The 15,721-nt window shown below is 71.6% G+C and carries 12 protein-coding genes and 2 rRNA genes (1 of these 14 running past the window's edge); 8 read left to right on the forward strand and 6 right to left on the reverse strand.

What is annotated here, in order from left to right:
- Nucleotides 1–11: 11 nt before the first annotated feature.
- Nucleotides 12–650, reverse strand: a complete 639-nt coding sequence (locus ACQP2H_RS16060; RefSeq protein WP_357538357.1) for a DJ-1/PfpI family protein — start codon at nt 648–650, stop codon at nt 12–14.
- Between the two features lie 120 nt (nt 651–770).
- Here ACQP2H_RS16060 and ACQP2H_RS16065 point away from each other — a divergent pair, with 120 nt between their 5' ends.
- The gene (locus ACQP2H_RS16065; RefSeq protein ID WP_357538355.1) at nt 771–1,724 is read left to right on the forward strand and encodes a GlxA family transcriptional regulator; all 954 of its coding nucleotides are present in this window, start codon (nt 771–773) and stop codon (nt 1,722–1,724) included.
- 177 nt (nt 1,725–1,901) lie between these two features.
- Here ACQP2H_RS16065 and ACQP2H_RS16070 read toward each other — a convergent pair whose 3' ends face one another.
- Nucleotides 1,902–2,777, reverse strand: a complete 876-nt coding sequence (locus ACQP2H_RS16070) for a LysR family transcriptional regulator ArgP (protein ID WP_219462186.1) — start codon at nt 2,775–2,777, stop codon at nt 1,902–1,904.
- 69 nt (nt 2,778–2,846) lie between these two features.
- On the opposite strand from ACQP2H_RS16070, the gene ACQP2H_RS16075 reads away from it, so the two are divergent.
- The 7 genes from ACQP2H_RS16075 (at nt 2,847) to ACQP2H_RS16105 (ending at nt 12,011) form a co-directional block, all read left to right on the forward strand.
- A complete protein-coding gene (locus tag ACQP2H_RS16075; RefSeq protein ID WP_357538351.1) occupies nt 2,847–3,440 on the forward strand; it encodes a LysE/ArgO family amino acid transporter in 594 nt (197 codons plus the stop codon).
- Between the two features lie 83 nt (nt 3,441–3,523).
- A complete protein-coding gene (locus ACQP2H_RS16080; RefSeq protein ID WP_363822450.1) occupies nt 3,524–4,897 on the forward strand; it encodes a M23 family metallopeptidase in 1,374 nt (457 codons plus the stop codon).
- 374 nt (nt 4,898–5,271) lie between these two features.
- Complete coding sequence (lanKC, locus tag ACQP2H_RS16085; RefSeq protein WP_433227902.1) at nt 5,272–7,869, forward strand: class III lanthionine synthetase LanKC; 2,598 nt, start codon at nt 5,272–5,274, stop codon at nt 7,867–7,869.
- Nucleotides 7,870–7,938: 69 nt separating this feature from the next.
- The gene (locus tag ACQP2H_RS16090) at nt 7,939–8,058 is read left to right on the forward strand and encodes a SapB/AmfS family lanthipeptide (protein ID WP_088647629.1); all 120 of its coding nucleotides are present in this window, start codon (nt 7,939–7,941) and stop codon (nt 8,056–8,058) included.
- Nucleotides 8,059–8,135: 77 nt separating this feature from the next.
- Nucleotides 8,136–8,255, forward strand: a complete 120-nt coding sequence (locus ACQP2H_RS16095) for a SapB/AmfS family lanthipeptide (RefSeq protein ID WP_067312693.1) — start codon at nt 8,136–8,138, stop codon at nt 8,253–8,255.
- Nucleotides 8,256–8,325: 70 nt separating this feature from the next.
- Nucleotides 8,326–9,993, forward strand: coding sequence for an ABC transporter ATP-binding protein (locus ACQP2H_RS16100; protein WP_433227905.1), 1,668 nt, complete (start codon nt 8,326–8,328; stop codon nt 9,991–9,993).
- On the forward strand, nt 9,990–12,011 hold the full coding sequence (locus ACQP2H_RS16105; RefSeq protein ID WP_433227906.1) for an ATP-binding cassette domain-containing protein: 2,022 nt from the start codon (nt 9,990–9,992) through the stop codon (nt 12,009–12,011). The genes ACQP2H_RS16100 and ACQP2H_RS16105 overlap by 4 nt, the downstream gene beginning before the upstream one ends.
- Before the next feature lie 76 nt (nt 12,012–12,087).
- On the opposite strand, the gene ACQP2H_RS16110 is transcribed toward ACQP2H_RS16105, so the two are convergent.
- The 4 genes from ACQP2H_RS16110 to ACQP2H_RS16125 all read right to left on the reverse strand — a co-directional run.
- Nucleotides 12,088–12,828, reverse strand: a complete 741-nt coding sequence (locus ACQP2H_RS16110; RefSeq protein WP_255597586.1) for a response regulator transcription factor — start codon at nt 12,826–12,828, stop codon at nt 12,088–12,090.
- 110 nt (nt 12,829–12,938) lie between these two features.
- Nucleotides 12,939–13,610 carry a response regulator transcription factor gene (locus ACQP2H_RS16115; RefSeq protein ID WP_357538340.1) on the reverse strand — a complete coding sequence of 224 codons (672 nt, stop codon included), beginning with the start codon at nt 13,608–13,610 and terminating at the stop codon, nt 12,939–12,941.
- A gap of 274 nt (nt 13,611–13,884) precedes the next feature.
- Nucleotides 13,885–14,001 (reverse strand): 5S ribosomal RNA (gene rrf, locus ACQP2H_RS16120).
- Nucleotides 14,002–14,101: 100 nt separating this feature from the next.
- Nucleotides 14,102–15,721: ribosomal RNA gene (locus ACQP2H_RS16125) — 23S ribosomal RNA — on the reverse strand; it runs 1,490 nt beyond the window's last position.

A 15,721-nucleotide genomic window follows, 5' to 3' on the forward strand; every position in this document is an offset into this window, starting at 1 on the left:
GGGGTCCACACCTACCGGCCGGCGGCACGCCACACGGTGCCGCGTCGCTCGTAGGCGAAGAGGGTCTCCACGGCGTGCGCGACCCGGGGGCCGAACTCCCGTTCCAGGATGTGCAGGCCGAGGTCCAGGCCGGAGCTGACGCCGCCCGAGGTGACGAGGTCGCCGTCGTCGACGACCCGCGCCGGCACCGCGTGCACGCCGGTGGCGTCGAGCGCGTCCATGCCGAGGTGGTGGGTCACCGCGTGGCGGCCCTCGATCAGGCCGGCCATGGCCAGGGCGAGCGACCCGCCGCAGACGGCCGCCACCGTCACGTCGGGGTTGTCGAGGGCGGCGCGCAGCGGTACGGCCGCCGAGTCGGCGAACCGGGACAGCAGCACGGGAATCGTCGCCACGCCCTCGTCGGGGTCGCCGGTGGTGGGTCCGCTGGCACCGGGCACCACGACGTAGCCGGGCCGGGCCGGGTCCAGCCGGGCGGTCGCTCGCAGCGTCAGGCCGCGGGTGCCACCGACCACCTCCCGGGGGCCCTCGACCGAGACGAGTTCCACCGTCAGGGCACTCCCGGCGGCATCGGCGCCGGCGGCCAGGACCTCGAAGGGCGCGATGACATCGAGCGGGTCGAACCCGTCGAACAACACGATCTGGATCGGCATGTCCACGATCCTCGGCCTCGCCGCAGCCGCCGGCCAGTGGCAGGATTGCCATTGCCCGACGGCTTCTTGCCATCCCGCACGTTGCGGGGTGCCCGCCGTCGATCCGAAGGAGGTGCCGCTGTGCACACCGTGCTGGTCCTGGCGCTCCCGGGCACCATCGCGTTCGACCTGGCCACCCCGATCGAGGTGCTGGGCCGGGTGCGGTTGCCGGGCGGCCGGGCCGGCTATCGGGTGCTGGTCTGCGGCAGCGAGCCGGTCGTCGACGCCGGCCCGCTGCGGCTGGCCGTCGACCACGGCCTCGACGCGCTCGCCGACGCCGACACCGTCATCGTGCCGGGCCGCTACGACCCGGCCGCGCCACTGCCCGCTGCGGTGCTGGACGCGCTGCGGGCGGCCGCTGCCGCCGGCGTCCGGATCGCCTCGATCTGCGTGGGCGCGTTCACCCTGGCCGCCGCCGGGTTGCTCGACGGTCGGCGGGCCACCACGCACTGGGCCGCCGCCGAGCGGTTCCAGGCGATGTTCCCGGCCGTCCGGGTGGACCCGGCGGTGCTGTACGTCGACACCGGCCAGTTCGTCACCTCCGCCGGGGCGACCGCAGGCGTGGACATGTGCCTGCACCTGGTCCGCCGTGACCACGGGGCGGCGGTCGCCGCCGACGCGTCCCGGCAGGCCGTGGCCCCGCTGCACCGCGACGGCGGACAGGCGCAGTTCATCGTGCGCCCCGGTGCGGACCCCGCCGGGGTGGGTCTCGGCCCGGTCCTGGAGTGGTTGGAGTCGCACGCGGACGAGCGGCTGACCCTGGCCGACGTGGCCGCCCGGGCCGGGCTCAGTGTGCGGACGCTCAACCGCCGTTTCCACGAGGAGACCGGCCTCACCCCGATGCAGTGGGTCGCGGCCGTGCGTGTCCGCCGGGCGCAGGAGTTGCTGGAACGCACCGACCACGGCGTCGACCGGATCGCCCACCTCGTCGGTTTCGCCTCACCGGCGCACTTCCGGGTCCAGTTCAAGCGGCGCAGTGGAGTGTCACCGCAGGCGTACCGCAGGACTTTCGTCGCCGGGTCGGTGCCCGGCTGAACGGGCGTTCCGCCGGGGACGGCAGGTGGTGCACCGTCGCCGCCGGGAGTGACCGGCCCCGGTACACCCGATGCTGTGCCAGCGGCTGGACGGCGGTTACGCCGTGTTCGTCGCCAGGCCGGACCGCCCACCAGTCCCGACCGGTACCACGACGCGCCCGCCCATCCTCGGGTCCGGTCAGTACAGCGCGGCGCTGGCGGCGGCCCGGACCGCTGCCGTCAGCGCTGTCAGCGCCGTGGATTCCAGCCGCCAGCACTGCCAGTAGAGCGGCACGTCGAGGTGCCGGCCGGCGGCCAGGTCGACGAGGCGACCGGCGGCGAGGTCAGGTCGGGCGACGGCCTCGGGGAGCAGTCCCCAGCCGAGGCCGAGCCGGATCGCCTCGGTGAAGGCGGCCGTCCCCGGCACGAAGTGTGTCGGCGGGTCGACGTCGCGGCGGGTGAGCGTACGGGCGAAGCGGTGTTGCAGGGTGTCCTTGCGGTCGAAGCGGATCATCGGCGCGGTCGGGAACGCGGTGGCGGGCTCACGGTCGGCGAAGTGCGCCGAGTGGGCGGCGGGTGTGGCGACGGCGAGGTAGCGCAGCGCGCCGAGGCGCAGGACCCGGCAGCCCTGCACGGCGGTGCGTTCGGTGGTGACGGCCGCCATCACGGTGCCGTCGCGCAGCAGTTGCGCGGTGTGCGCCTCGTCGTCGGTGCGCAGGTCGACCAGCACGTCGGGGACGGCGGTCAGGGCCGGTAGGAACCAGCCGGCGAGGGAGTCGGCGTTGACCACGACGGTGACCCGGGTGTGGTCGCGCAGGGCGCCGCGCGCGGCGTCGAGGGCTTCCTGTTCGAGCAGCGCCACCTGCCCGCCGAGGCGGATCAGGGGCGCTCCGGCCTCCGTCGGCACACACGGCCGGGTGCGGCGCACGAGGACCTGCCCGACGGCGCGTTCGAGGGCCTTGATGCGCTGGCTGACCGCTGAGGGGGTGACGCGCAGCGCCTGCGCGGCGGCGTCGAAGCTGCCGTGGGTGACGACCGCCCGGAAGGTCGTCAGCTGGACCGGGTCGAGTGACATGAGCAATTCTAATGCTACTGAAGAATCTTTAGCTGGAGTGTGGGAGTAGCCCGCCCTAGCCTGGCCGCCATGGGTTCCGTGCTCGCCGGTTTCGGCTTCTCCCTCGCGCTGATCGTCGCCATCGGGGCGCAGAACGCCTTCGTGCTGCGCCAGGGGCTGCGCCGGGAGCACGTACTCCCGGTGGTGGCGATCTGCGTGGCCGGCGACGCCACACTGATGGCCGCCGGCATCGCCGGCCTGGGGGCGTTGCTCACCGGGACGCCCGCCGTCCTGGCCGCGGTCCGGTGGGGCGGGGTCGCCTTCCTGCTCGGGTACGCGGTGCTGGCCGCCCGCCGCGCCCTGCGCCCGACCACTCTCACCCCGCTGGACCGTCCGCCGGCCACGCTGCGCGCGACACTGCTGGCCTGCCTCGCGTTCACCTTCCTCAACCCGCACGTCTACCTGGACACGGTGGTGCTGCTCGGCACGGTCGCCCATCAGGACCCGAACCGGTGGGCGTTCGGTGCCGGAGCGGTGACGGCGAGCCTGGCCTGGTTCGCCGGGTTGGGGCTCGGTGCCCGCCGGCTGGGTCCGGTGCTCGCCCATCCGGCGGCCTGGCGGGTCATCGACGGGGTGATCGCCGTGATCATGGTGGTCGTCGCCGTCTCGGTCGCCGTCGGCTGAGCGGCGCGGACCCTCCGGACGGGGTTCGGGACCGTAGGATCGACATCCTTCAACCCCACACTCCACTTTGGAGGGAACCGCGCATGACGGGTCCACTCACCCGACTCCTCGCCACCGCCCGGCTGACGCTCGCGACCGCCGGCGTCGCCGTGCTCGCGCTCGCGGGCACCGCCGCCGTCGTGACCACCCCGGCCCAGGCCGCCGGCCCCCGACCGAACTTCCAGATGCCGGTGCCCTGCGGCGAGACCTGGCGGATGGCCACCTACTACGGTCACGACGACTACGACATCGACCTGACCTTCACCGGCGGGGCCAGCAACGGCCGCCCGATCCTCGCCTCCGCCAGCGGCACGGTCTCCTTCGCCGGCTGGGGCAGCAGCGGCGGCTGGTACGTGGTCATCGAACACGGCGACGGCTGGCGGACGCTCTACCTGCACATGATCGAGACCCCGATGGTCGGCGCCGGGCAGTGGGTGTCGACCGGCCAGCAGCTCGGCCGGGTGGGTAGCACCGGCAACTCCACCGGCCCGCACCTGCACTACGAGCAGGTGCGCGACGGCGTCAAGACCGAGTCGTACTTCAACGGCGTGCCCTCCGGCATCACCTCCGACGGCAGCCCGTCCACCGGCCCGCTCTACGTCTCCGGCCCCACCTCGCCGGCCCGGAACATGACCAGCCAGAACTGCGGTCAGGCCGCCAACCGCCAGGTGTACGAGTCCGGCAGCCACAGCGGCTGGCAGATGCTGCCGGTCAACAGCATCACCGGCTCGGCCACCGCGGCCATGGTCATGGGCACCAACAAGCTGCTCTACACGGTCAACGACGGCCGGGTGTACGAGGCGTCCAGCGACACCGGCTGGCGCAACCTGTGGACCGGCATCTCCGGCGTCAGCAACAACGCCCTCGCCGTGATCAACGTGGGCGGCGTCAAGTACATCTACACCGTGGTCGGCGGCTGGGTGCACGAGGCGTCCAGCGCCAACGGCTGGAAGAACCTGAACACCGGCATCTCCGGGGTCAGCAACAACGCCCTCGCCGCCATCAACCACAACGGCGTGAAGATCATCTACACCGTGGTCGGTGGCCTGGTGCACGAGGCGGCCAGCAACAACGGCTGGCGCAACCTGTGGACCGGCATCTCCGGCGTCAGCAACAACGCCCTGGCCGTGATCAGTATGGACGGCGTCAAATACATCTACACGGTCGTCAACGGCCTGGTGCACGAGGCGAACAGCAACAACGGCTGGCGCAACCTGTGGACCGGCATCTCCGGGGTCAACTCCGACGCCCTCGCCGCGATCAGCTTCAACGGCGTGAAGATCATCTACACCGTGGTCGGCGGCCTGGTGCACGAGGCCGCCAGCAACAACGGCTGGCGCAACCTCAACTCCAACGTCCGGGGCACCGCCGTCTCGGCGACCACCGTCAGCGGCGTGAAGGTCCTCTACACCGTCTGACGACACCTCGGCCCGCGACGCAGCCGGGCCACCGACGCCGACCGGGTCGTGGCACGGCCGGCGTACTCCCGCACGGCTCCGCGCGTCGCCCGACCGGCGACGCGCGGAGTCGGCGTGCCCGGGTGGTCAGCACCGACCACGTCGCCCGCAGGGGGCCGGGATCGGGGCAGCCGCCCCGGCACGGCGCTGACCGCCCGGGGGTGTCCACCTGCGCCGCCCCGCAGGTGATGCCGTATTCACGATTTCAAACTCCGCCATTGTCACGAGTTTCCGCCCGGAATCTCACCGCTGGTCGATGACGCATCGCACTGTGCCCGACGGCCCACTGATCGCAGGATTGACATCAACCGATCAGGGGATGGGAGGCAGCCGAGATGGACGACAGATACGACGCGTACTGCGCGGTCGACCCGCTCTTCTACGACTCGTTGTCCAGCGCGAGCGCCACCGCCACCGGCATCGGCTACGCCGCGGACCGCCCGCAGCCGGCGGGCTGGGAGTCCGAGGTCAAGGACGACTGGCTGATCCACGCGCCGGTCGGCGGCACCCTGCCCGCCCAGGGCTGGAAGATCCACGTCTCGGCCCGGTTGGACAACGCCGAGCGGGTGCTGACCCAGGTGATGGACTACTGCCAGCCGCGCGGCATCCCCTTCAAGCACCTGCGCGGCCCCCGGATGCTGCTGATGCGCAACAGCAAGTACGCCCGCCGCGGCGGCAGCGGCAAGTTCGTCACCGTCTACCCCCGCGACGACGCCGAGCTGGAGCTGACCGCCAAGGAGTTGTCGGCGCTGCTCGACGGCGAGCAGGGGCCCTACATCCTCAGCGACCTGCGCTACGGCGACGGCCCGGTCTACCTGCGCTACGGCGGTTTCGCCGCCCGCTACTGCCTCTCACCCGAGGGTCAGGTGGTGCCGGCGATCGCCGACGCCACGGGGACCCTGGTCCCCGACCGCCGCGACCCGGTGTTCCACCTGCCCGACTGGGTGACCCTGCCGGACTTCCTCGCCCCGCACCTGGCCGCCCGCAACGCCGCCAGCACCACCGAGCTGCCCTACCGGATCGAGAAGGTCGTCCACTTCTCCAACGGCGGCGGCCTGTACGAGGCCCGGGACACCCGGACCGACACCCGGGTGGTGCTGAAGGAGGCCCGCCCGCACGCCGGCCTCGACGCCACCGGGGCGGACGCGGTGACCCGGCTGCGCCGGGAGGCCGAGGTGCTGCGCCAACTCGCCGACGTCCCGCACCTGGTCCGGGTGCACGACGAGTTCAGCTTCGGCGGGCACGAGTTCCTGGCCCTGGAGTTCGTCGAGGGCCGCCCGCTCAACCAGGAGGTGGTGCAGCGCTACCCGCTGGTGCACCCCGACGCCGACCGGGCCGGCTACACCCGCTGGGCGCTGGACGTGCACCGGCAGGTCGCCGAGGCGGTCGAGGCCATCCACGCGCACGGCATCGTCTACGGCGACCTGCACATGTTCAACATCATGGTCGGCGACGACGGGGCGGTCACCCTGATCGACTTCGAGGTCGCCGCACCCGCCGCCGAGGCGAGCCGCCCGGCGCTGCGCAACCAGGCGTTCGCCGCGCCCCGCGACCGGGTCGGCCCCGACGTCGACCGGTACGCCCTGGCCTGCCTGCGGCTGGCCCTGTTCCTGCCGCTGACCGCGATGCTGCGGCTGGCCCCGACGAAGGCGGCGCACCTGGCCGACGTGGTGGCCGAGCACTTCCCGGTCGACCGGGAAGTGCTCGACGAAACCGTCGCGGTGATCGTCGGCGACCCGCCGGCCACCGGCACACCCGACGCGGCGACCCCTCCCGACACGGCCACCCGGGCCCGGCTGGACCCGGACGTGGTGCGCATCGACCCGGACGACTGGCCGGGCCTGCGCGACCGGCTGGTCCGGGCGATCACCGCCAGCGCCACGCCCCAGCGCGACGACCGGCTCTTCCCCGGCGACATCCGGCAGTTCAGCGGCAACGACGGCGGGCTGAACCTCGCCCACGGCGCGGCCGGGGTGCTCTGGGCGCTGCACGCCACCGGCGCCCCCGTCGACCCTCGCCACGTCCGGTGGCTGATCGACCGGGTCCGGGAACCCGCCTCCGGCAGCCGACTCGGCTTCTTCGACGGGCTGCACGGGGTGGCGTACGTGCTGGACCTGCTCGGGCACCGCGACGAGGCCCGCCGGCTGCTCGACCGCTGCCTCGACGAACCGTGGCCGGAACTCGGCAACGACCTGGTCGGTGGGCTGCCCGGCATCGCGCTGAACCTGACCCACTTCGCCGGCCTGACCGGGGAGGAACGCTACGAAGCCGCCGCCCGGCACGCCGTCGACCTGGTCGTCGACCGGCTCGGCGACGTCGACTCGGTGGCCGAGGTCAGCGGCGGCCGGCACCCGTACGCGGGACTGATGCGCGGCGGGGCGGGGGTGGCGCTGATGCTGCTGGGCCGGCACGAACGGGAACCCGACGAGCGGCTACTCGACCACGCCGCCACCGCGCTACGGCAGGACCTGCGCCGGTGCGTCCGCCGCGACGACGGGCACCTCGAGGTCAACGAGGGCTGGCGGACCATGCCGTACCTCGCCGAGGGCAGCGTCGGGGTGGGACTGGTGCTCGACCGCTACCTGCGTCACCGGCCCGACGAGAGCCTCGCCGAGCAGGCCGAGGAGATCCGCCGCTGCGCCGACTTCCCGTTCTACGCCCAGTCCGGACTGTTCGCCGGACGCGCCGGCATCGTGGCCTACCTGGCCGGCCGGGGCGAGCACGAGGTGGCCCACGCCCAAGCCCGGCTGCTGGGTTGGCACGCCCTGCCGTACGCCGAGGGCACCGCCTTCCCCGGCGACCAGTTGCTGCGGCTCTCCATGGACCTGGCCACCGGCACCGCCGGCGTGCTGGCCGCCGTCGCGGCCAGCCGGCCCACCGACCCGGTGCGGTTGCCGCTGCTGGGCCCGACCGACACCACCCCGGCCGACTGACGGCCCACCCGCTCCCCGGGGGTCACCCCGGGGCCACCCGACCCGACACCTGTGGAAAGGAGGAAAGACATGGCCCTGCTCGACCTTCAGGGGATGGAGCTGCCGGCCGCCGAGCGTACCGGCGGCGGAAGCCGGGCGAGTCTGCTGCTCTGCGGCGACAGCTCGCTCAGCGTCACCACCTGCAACTGAGCCGACGGTCGTCGACCCGACGACCCGACGAGGTTCACCACCAGGCACGTCCAATGACGACAGAAAGAGGTAAGACCATGGCTCTGCTCGACCTCCAGGCGATGGAACTGCCGGCCACCGAGCGTACCGGCGGCGGAAGCCAGGCCAGCCTGCTGCTCTGCGGCGACAGCTCGCTCAGCGTCACCACCTGCAACTGATCGACCGGTATCGCATGGCCCCGGACCGGCACCTGCCGGTCCGGGGCCGCGCGGCGTGGGAAGGGGCGCGATGACACCGGACGACCGGCTCCTGCTGCGGGCCGTGCGCGCCGCCGGCTGGTGGACCCCGACGCTTGCCGTGGTCACCGTGGCCGGCACCGCAGCCGAACTGGCCCTGCCGGCCGTGCTGGGACGGGCCGTCGATGCCGCCGTCGGAGCCGCCCCGCAGTCCTCCCCCGGCCGTTGGCTGGCCGCCGTCGCCGCCCTGGTCGCCCTGCTGGTCGTCGTCGGCGTCATCCGCGACTACGGCACCGGCGCGGCCACCGCCCGGTCGGTGGCGCACCTGCGGCACACCCTGGTCCGGCACCTGTTCGCCCTCGACCCGCGCACCGCCGCCCGCCGCCCGGTGGGTGACCTGGCCGGCCGGGTGGTGGGGCAGGTGGCCGACGCCGGGCAGGCCGCGCCCACGGTCGTCACGGCCGCCACCGTGGCGTTGCCGCCGGTGGGCAGCCTGGTGGCGCTCACCCTGATCGACCCGTGGCTCGGCGTCACCTTCGTGCTGGGCCTGCTGCTGCTCGCCCTGCTGCTGCGCGGCTTCGTCGCCGACGCCTCCGCCGCCGTCGCCGGCTACCAGCAGGCCCAGGGCGACCTCGCCGGCCGGCTGGTGGAGACCCTCGCCGGGGCGCGCACCATCGCCGCCGCCGGCACCGGCGAACGGGAGGTCGACCGGGTGCTGACCCCCCTCGCCGCGCTGCACCGGCACGGCGCGCGCACCTGGACGGTGCTGGCCGGGGCGGCGACCCGGGGTGCCGTGCTCAACCCGCTGCTCCAGGTCGCGATCGTCGCCGTCGGTGGGTTGTCGCTGACCGCCGGCCGGCTGACACCCGGAGAACTGCTGGCCGCCATCCAGTACGCCGCGCTCGGTGCCGGCCTCGGCACCGTGGTCGCCGCCCTGAACACCGCCGTCCGGGTACGCGCCGGCTGCCGCCGGGCCGCCGAGGTGCTCGCCGAACCCGCCCGGCCGTACGGCGCCCGGGCCCTGCCACCCGGGCCGGGCACCCTGGAACTGCGCGGTGTCACCGTGCGCGACGCCGAGGGCCGGGCCCTGCTCGACCGGGTGGACCTGCGGGTGCCCGGTGGCACCCTGCTGGCCGTCGTGGGTGCCTCGGGTGCGGGCAAGTCCCTGCTCGCCGCCGTCGCCGGCCGGCTGCGCGACCCCGACGACGGCGTGGTGCTCCTGGACGGCGTACCGCTGCCGGAGCTGGCCCCGGCAGCCCTGCACGCCGCGGTGGGTTACGGGTTCGAACGGCCGGTGCTGGTCGGCGACACGGTGGGCGCCGCCGTCGGGGTCGGCGTGGACCCGGTGCCGCTGGCCAGGGCCGCCGCCATCCACGACTTCGTCGAACGGCTGCCCGACCGGTACGGCACCCCGCTGGCCGAGGTCGCCATGTCCGGCGGTGAACGGCAGCGGCTCGGGCTGGCCCGCGCGTTGCGCGCCGAACGGCTGCTCATCCTCGACGACGCCACGTCCAGCCTGGACACCGCCACCGAATACCAGGTGACCCGGGCGCTGACCGGCCCCGGTGACCGGCGTACCCGGGTGGTGGTCAGTCACCGGCTCGGCATGGCCGCCCGCGCGGACCTGGTGGCGTGGGTGGCGGGCGGTCGGGTCCGGGCGGTCGGCCCGCACCCGACGCTGTGGGCCGACCCCGACTACCGGGAGGTGTTCCGGTCGTGAGCACCGTCGTCGGGGTGACCCGGGCCGCGCTGCGGGCCCGGCGGGCGCAGCTGTGGCGGTTGGCCGGCTGGTCGGCGGCGGAGGTGCTCCCGGCGGCCCTGTCCGGGCTGCTGACCGCCCGTGCCGTCGACAGCGGCTTCCTGGCCGGCCGGCCGGACGTCGGGCTGGCCTGGCTGGCCCTGCTGGGGCTGGCGGTGCTGGTCGGCGCGGCCGGCACCCACCGGTCGTACGCGCTGCTCGGGGCCGTGGTCGAGCCGTTCCGCGACGACCTGCTCCGCCGGGTGGTACGCGGCGCGGTCGCCGCTGCGGCCGGCGGCCGGGCCGACAACGCGGCGGTCGCCCGCCTCACCCACCAGGTGGAGCTGGTCCGGGACACCTACGCCGGTCTCCTGATGGTGGTACGCGGTTTCCTGTTCGCGCTCGGCGCCGCCGTGCTCGGTCTGTTCTCGCTGGCCGCCCCGGTGGCCCTGGTGGTGGCGGTGCCGGTGCTGGCCGGTCTCGTCCTGTTCGCCGTGGCACTGCCGGTGATGGTGACCCGGCAACGGGAGTACGTGCAGGCCGACGAGCAGTTGGGCCGGGCCGTGGTGACCGCGGTGACCGGCCACCGTGACGTCGCCGCCAGCGGCGCACGGGACCAGGTCACCGGCTGGGTCGGCGGGTCCGTCGACGCCCAGGCCCGGGTGGAGCGGCGGCTGGCCACCATGGCGGCGACGCGCGGTCTGAGCCTGGCACTGGGCGGCTGGCTGCCCGTTCCGGTGCTGCTGCTGGCCACGCCCTGGCTGGTCCGCCAGGGCCTGGGGCCGGGTGCCGTGCTCGGCGCGCTGGTCTACGTGACGCGCGGGGTGCAGCCGGCGCTGCACAGCCTGGTGCAGGGGGTGGCTGCCGGTGGCCTCCGGTTCGCGGTCACCCTGGACCGGCTGCTACGTACCGCCGCACCGGCGGACACCACACCCCCCGGCACCACCGGCGGCCGGCCCGCCGCGCCACGGCCCGCCGGCCCGGCCGCTGCCGCACCTGCTGTCCCCCCTGACGACTGCCGGCCCGCCGCCGGCCCGCCCGGATGGTCGCCCCCCGGAGCGCGGCGGGCCGCGACGGCGTTGTCGCTGCGTGCGGTGACCTTCCGGTACGGCCCCCACGCCGACCCGGTGCTCGACCACCTCGACCTCGACGTGCCCGTCGGGGACCACCTGGTGATCGTCGGGGCCAGCGGGATCGGCAAGTCGACCCTGGCGGGTCTGATCGCCGGGGTGCTGTATCCGCAGGCCGGCACCATCCACGTCGCAGGGTTGGCGGTGACCGGCGCGACACCGGGAGAGCTGGCCGACCGGCGGGTGCTCATCCCCCAGGAGGCGTACGTCTTCACCGGCACGCTGCGCGACAACCTCGGCTACCTGGCGCCCGGCCTGCCGGACGAGGCGGTCGACCGGGCGGCGGCCCGGCTCGGCCTGACCGGGCTGCTGGCCCGGCTCGGCGGCCACGACGCGCTGCTGTGCCCGGGGAAACTGTCCGCAGGGGAACGCCAGCAGGTCGCGCTGCTGCGGGCCTGGCTCTCCCCGGCCCCGCTGATCATCCTCGACGAGGCCACCTGCCACCTCGACCCGGCGACCGAGGCCCGACTGGAGAGCGTCTTCGCCACCCGCCCGGGCACCCTGGTGGTCATCGCACACCGGGTCAGTTCGGCCCTGCGGGCCCGGCGGGTCCTGCTGCTGGACGGACGGACCGCGCTGCTGGACACCCACGAAGGGTTGCTCACCCGCTCGGCGGCCTACCGCGCCCTGGTCGGCTACGGCGAGACGCAGGACGAGCCGCCGGCGATCGCCACCTGCTGGACGACACCGGACGACAAGGCGGGGACCGGCCCGGCGTCGAAGCCAGGGACGGAACCGGCCGTAGGAACGGACAGGACGCCCCGCACCGGGACGGTCCGGGGCGCGAGGGTGGCGACGGCTCGGGCCGGGTCGGATGCGACAGCCCGGACCGCAACGGGGTCGACGACCGGAGCGGGGGGTGCCGCGTAGGCCGCCGGTGCCGGGTCGTCACCGGGGGTTGCACCACGCGACGAGGCGGGGCGGGCAACGAGGTAGGGCGGACGGGTCACAGCCAGCCCGACTCGCGGGCGATACGCACCGCCTCCCAACGGGTCCGGGCCCCGGTCTTCGCCATGATCCGCGACAGGTGGTTGCGCACCGTCCCGGTCGACAGCACCAGTCGATCAGCGATCTCCTGGACCGGATGCCCCTCGGCGACCACGTCGAGCACCTCACGCTCCCGATTGGTCAACGGGCTGGCGGCGACCTCCAGGGCGGCGACCACCAGATCCGGATCGAGGACGACCCGGCCCTCGGCGAGCTGGCGCACCCCATCGACGATTCGCCCGGGTGGAACGTCCCGACTGAGGAAGCCGATCCGGTTCCCGTACTCGGCGAGCACCGACCCGAGCCGCCCGGCCCGCCGCTGCTCCACCAGGACCAGCAGGGACCCTACGGGGGTGACCGGAGAAGCAGTGCGTTGCCGCAGGGACGCAGCACCGGCGATGTCCGTGGCTACCGGACCACAACCCGCCGTCACGGTGTCGGCCCGGCCGATGGCCCCCGCTCCGGGACCGGCCATGGGGTCGGCACCGGGGTCGGCAGTCGCCAGGTGGATCAGTTCCGCCACGGTCAGCATGTCGAACTCGATCACGGCCACGTCGGGGCGTTCGGCCCGGACCGCAGCGCGTAGGTGGTGCGGGCTGTCCACCTCGCCGACGATCTGGATGTCGTGCTCGGCCGAGAGCACCTGAGCGAGGGCGCCACGAAGCAGCCCGCCCTGGAGAGCGAGCAGTGTGCGGACCATAAGCAACTCCCGAGATCAAGCAGGTGTTGACGAAATGTGCGCAACCCATGACGCACGGTTGGGAATCTTATTGAACTCGTAACTGAACCGACACCCCTTCTCACGGTTGGTCAGATCCAGCCTGCGTCCTGGGCGCGCAGGACAGCTTCCCAACGATTGCGGGCACCGGTCTTGCCCAGCACCGCCGACAGGTGATTGCGGACGGTGCCGGGGGCCAGATGCAGGTGGGCGGCGATCTCCTTGGTCGACAGACCGCGTGCAGCTGCGGCGGTTACCTGCCGTTCCCGCTCGTTCAACGGGTTGACCGCGGCGTCGAGCGCGGCCAGCGCGGTCACCGGGTCGATCATCCGGTTGCCCTCGGCGACCAGCCGCAGTTGAGCCAGTAGTTCCTGCGGCGGGACGTCCTTGGCGATGATGCCCCGCACCCGCGCCCCGAGCGCCCGCCGCAGCACCCGCGCGGTCCGCCGGGACGTCAACACCACCACGGCGCACTCCGGCACCCTGGCGTGCCACCGTCCGGTGAGGACGGCCGGGTCGTCGATCCCGTCCAGGTCGACCAGGACCACGTGCGGACGACGGGTGACGACCCGATCGGTGACCTGGTGGTCGGGGTCACTCTCCCCCGCCAGCTCGAACCCGGGGGCGGCGGCCAACACCGCTGCCAGCGCGGTACGCAACAGGCCCGGTGGACCCACCACGACGACCCGGATCGTCGACGATTCGGCTTCTGCTGGCCGGCCCGGACCCGACGACGACTGCTTCCGGTTGGTCAGTTCGTCCATCCACTACATCTTCCCGAGACAACGGAAAAAGAGTCATGAATGTCAGAATGACGACGCAATAAAGGTCAACAAAAATGGGGGCGATCTGCATTCGTCGATACGGCCGCAGTATCGTCGGGGCTGCGCAGGCCTGGGCGGATCGCAGAACGCCAGGAACCGCGACTGCTGTTGCCGACCGAAATCGGCAGCAGAGCGGACGGGGCGGCCCGGTGGCGTGTTCGGGGCGTGAAAACAGTTGAGGCCGACCCCGAAGGGTCGGCCTCAACCAAAGATTGTCCGGCGGTGTCCTACTCTCCCACACCCTCCCGAGTGCAGTACCATCGGCGCTGGAGGGCTTAGCTTCCGGGTTCGGAATGTAACCGGGCGTTTCCCCTCCGCCATGACCGCCGTAACACTATGAACATATCAAACAACACACACACCCACACAACACACGGTGGGGGGTTGTTTGGTGTTTGTTCAGAGTTGCACAGTGGACGCGTAGCAGCCTTGTTATCAAGTCCTCGGCCTATTAGTACCGGTCAACTGAACCCGTTACCGGGCTTACATTTCCGGCCTATCAACCCAGTCGTCTAGCTGGGGGCCTTACCCCCACAAAGTGGGGTGGGATACCTCATCTTGAAGCAGGCTTCCCGCTTAGATGCTTTCAGCGGTTATCCCTTCCGAACGTAGCTAACCAGCCGTGCCCCTGGCGGGACAACTGGCACACCAGAGGTTCGTCCGTCCCGGTCCTCTCGTACTAGGGACAGCCCTTCTCAAGTATCCTACGCGCACGGCGGATAGGGACCGAACTGTCTCACGACGTTCTAAACCCAGCTCGCGTACCGCTTTAATGGGCGAACAGCCCAACCCTTGGGACCTGCTACAGCCCCAGGATGCGACGAGCCGACATCGAGGTGCCAAACCATCCCGTCGATATGGACTCTTGGGGAAGATCAGCCTGTTATCCCCGGGGTACCTTTTATCCGTTGAGCGACACCGCTTCCACTCGCAAGTGCCGGATCACTAGTCCCGACTTTCGTCCCTGCTCGACCTGTCAGTCTCACAGTCAAGCTCCCTTGTGTACTTGCACTCAACACCTGATTGCCAACCAGGCTGAGGGAACCTTTGGGCGCCTCCGTTACCCTTTAGGAGGCAACCGCCCCAGTTAAACTACCCACCAGACACTGTCCCTGAACCGGATAACGGTCCGAAGTTAGATACCCAAATCAACCAGAGTGGTATTTCAAGATTGCCTCCACCCATACTGGCGTACAGGTTTCACCGGCTCCCACCTATCCTACACAAGCCCATTCAGATACCAATGTCAAGCTATAGTAAAGGTCCCGGGGTCTTTCCGTCCTGCCGCGCGTAACGAGCATCTTTACTCGTAATGCAATTTCGCCGGGCCTGTGGTTGAGACAGTGGGGAAGTCGTTACGCCATTCGTGCAGGTCGGAACTTACCCGACAAGGAATTTCGCTACCTTAGGATGGTTATAGTTACCACCGCCGTTTACTGGCGCTTAAGTTCTCCGCTTCGCCCCGAAGAGCTAACAGGTCCCCTTAACGTTCCAGCACCGGGCAGGCGTCAGTCCATATACATCGAATTACTTCTTCGCATGGACCTGTGTTTTTAGTAAACAGTCGCTTCCCCCTGCTCTCTGCGGCCATACAACGCTCCACCCGCACGGGGCTTCACGTCTCCGGCCCCCCTTCTCCCTAAGTTACGGGGGCAATTTGCCGAGTTCCTTAACCACAGTTCGCCCGATCGCCTCGGTATTCTCTACCTGACCACCTGTGTCGGTTTGGGGTACGGGCCGCTAAGAACTCGCTAGAGGCTTTTCTCGGCAGCATAGGATCACTGACTTCACCTGAATCGGCTCGGCATCACGTCTCAGCCCTCATGTGTCGCGGATTTGCCTACAACACGGCCTACACGCTTACCCCGGCACAACCACCGGCCGGGCTCAGCTACCTTCCTGCGTCACCCCATCGCTTGACTACTACCCACCAGGTTCCTGCGCTCCCCGTTCTCAGTCCGAAGACCTCCAACAGTTCGGGCAGTTAGCACAATAAGGTTCATCACGGGCGCTCTTTCGCGGGTACGGGAATATCAACCCGTTGTCCATCG

Origin of the sequence: Micromonospora sp. CA-248260 (assembly GCF_050942205.1) — a bacterium.
Lineage (GTDB): Bacteria > Actinomycetota > Actinomycetes > Mycobacteriales > Micromonosporaceae > Micromonospora > Micromonospora antibiotica.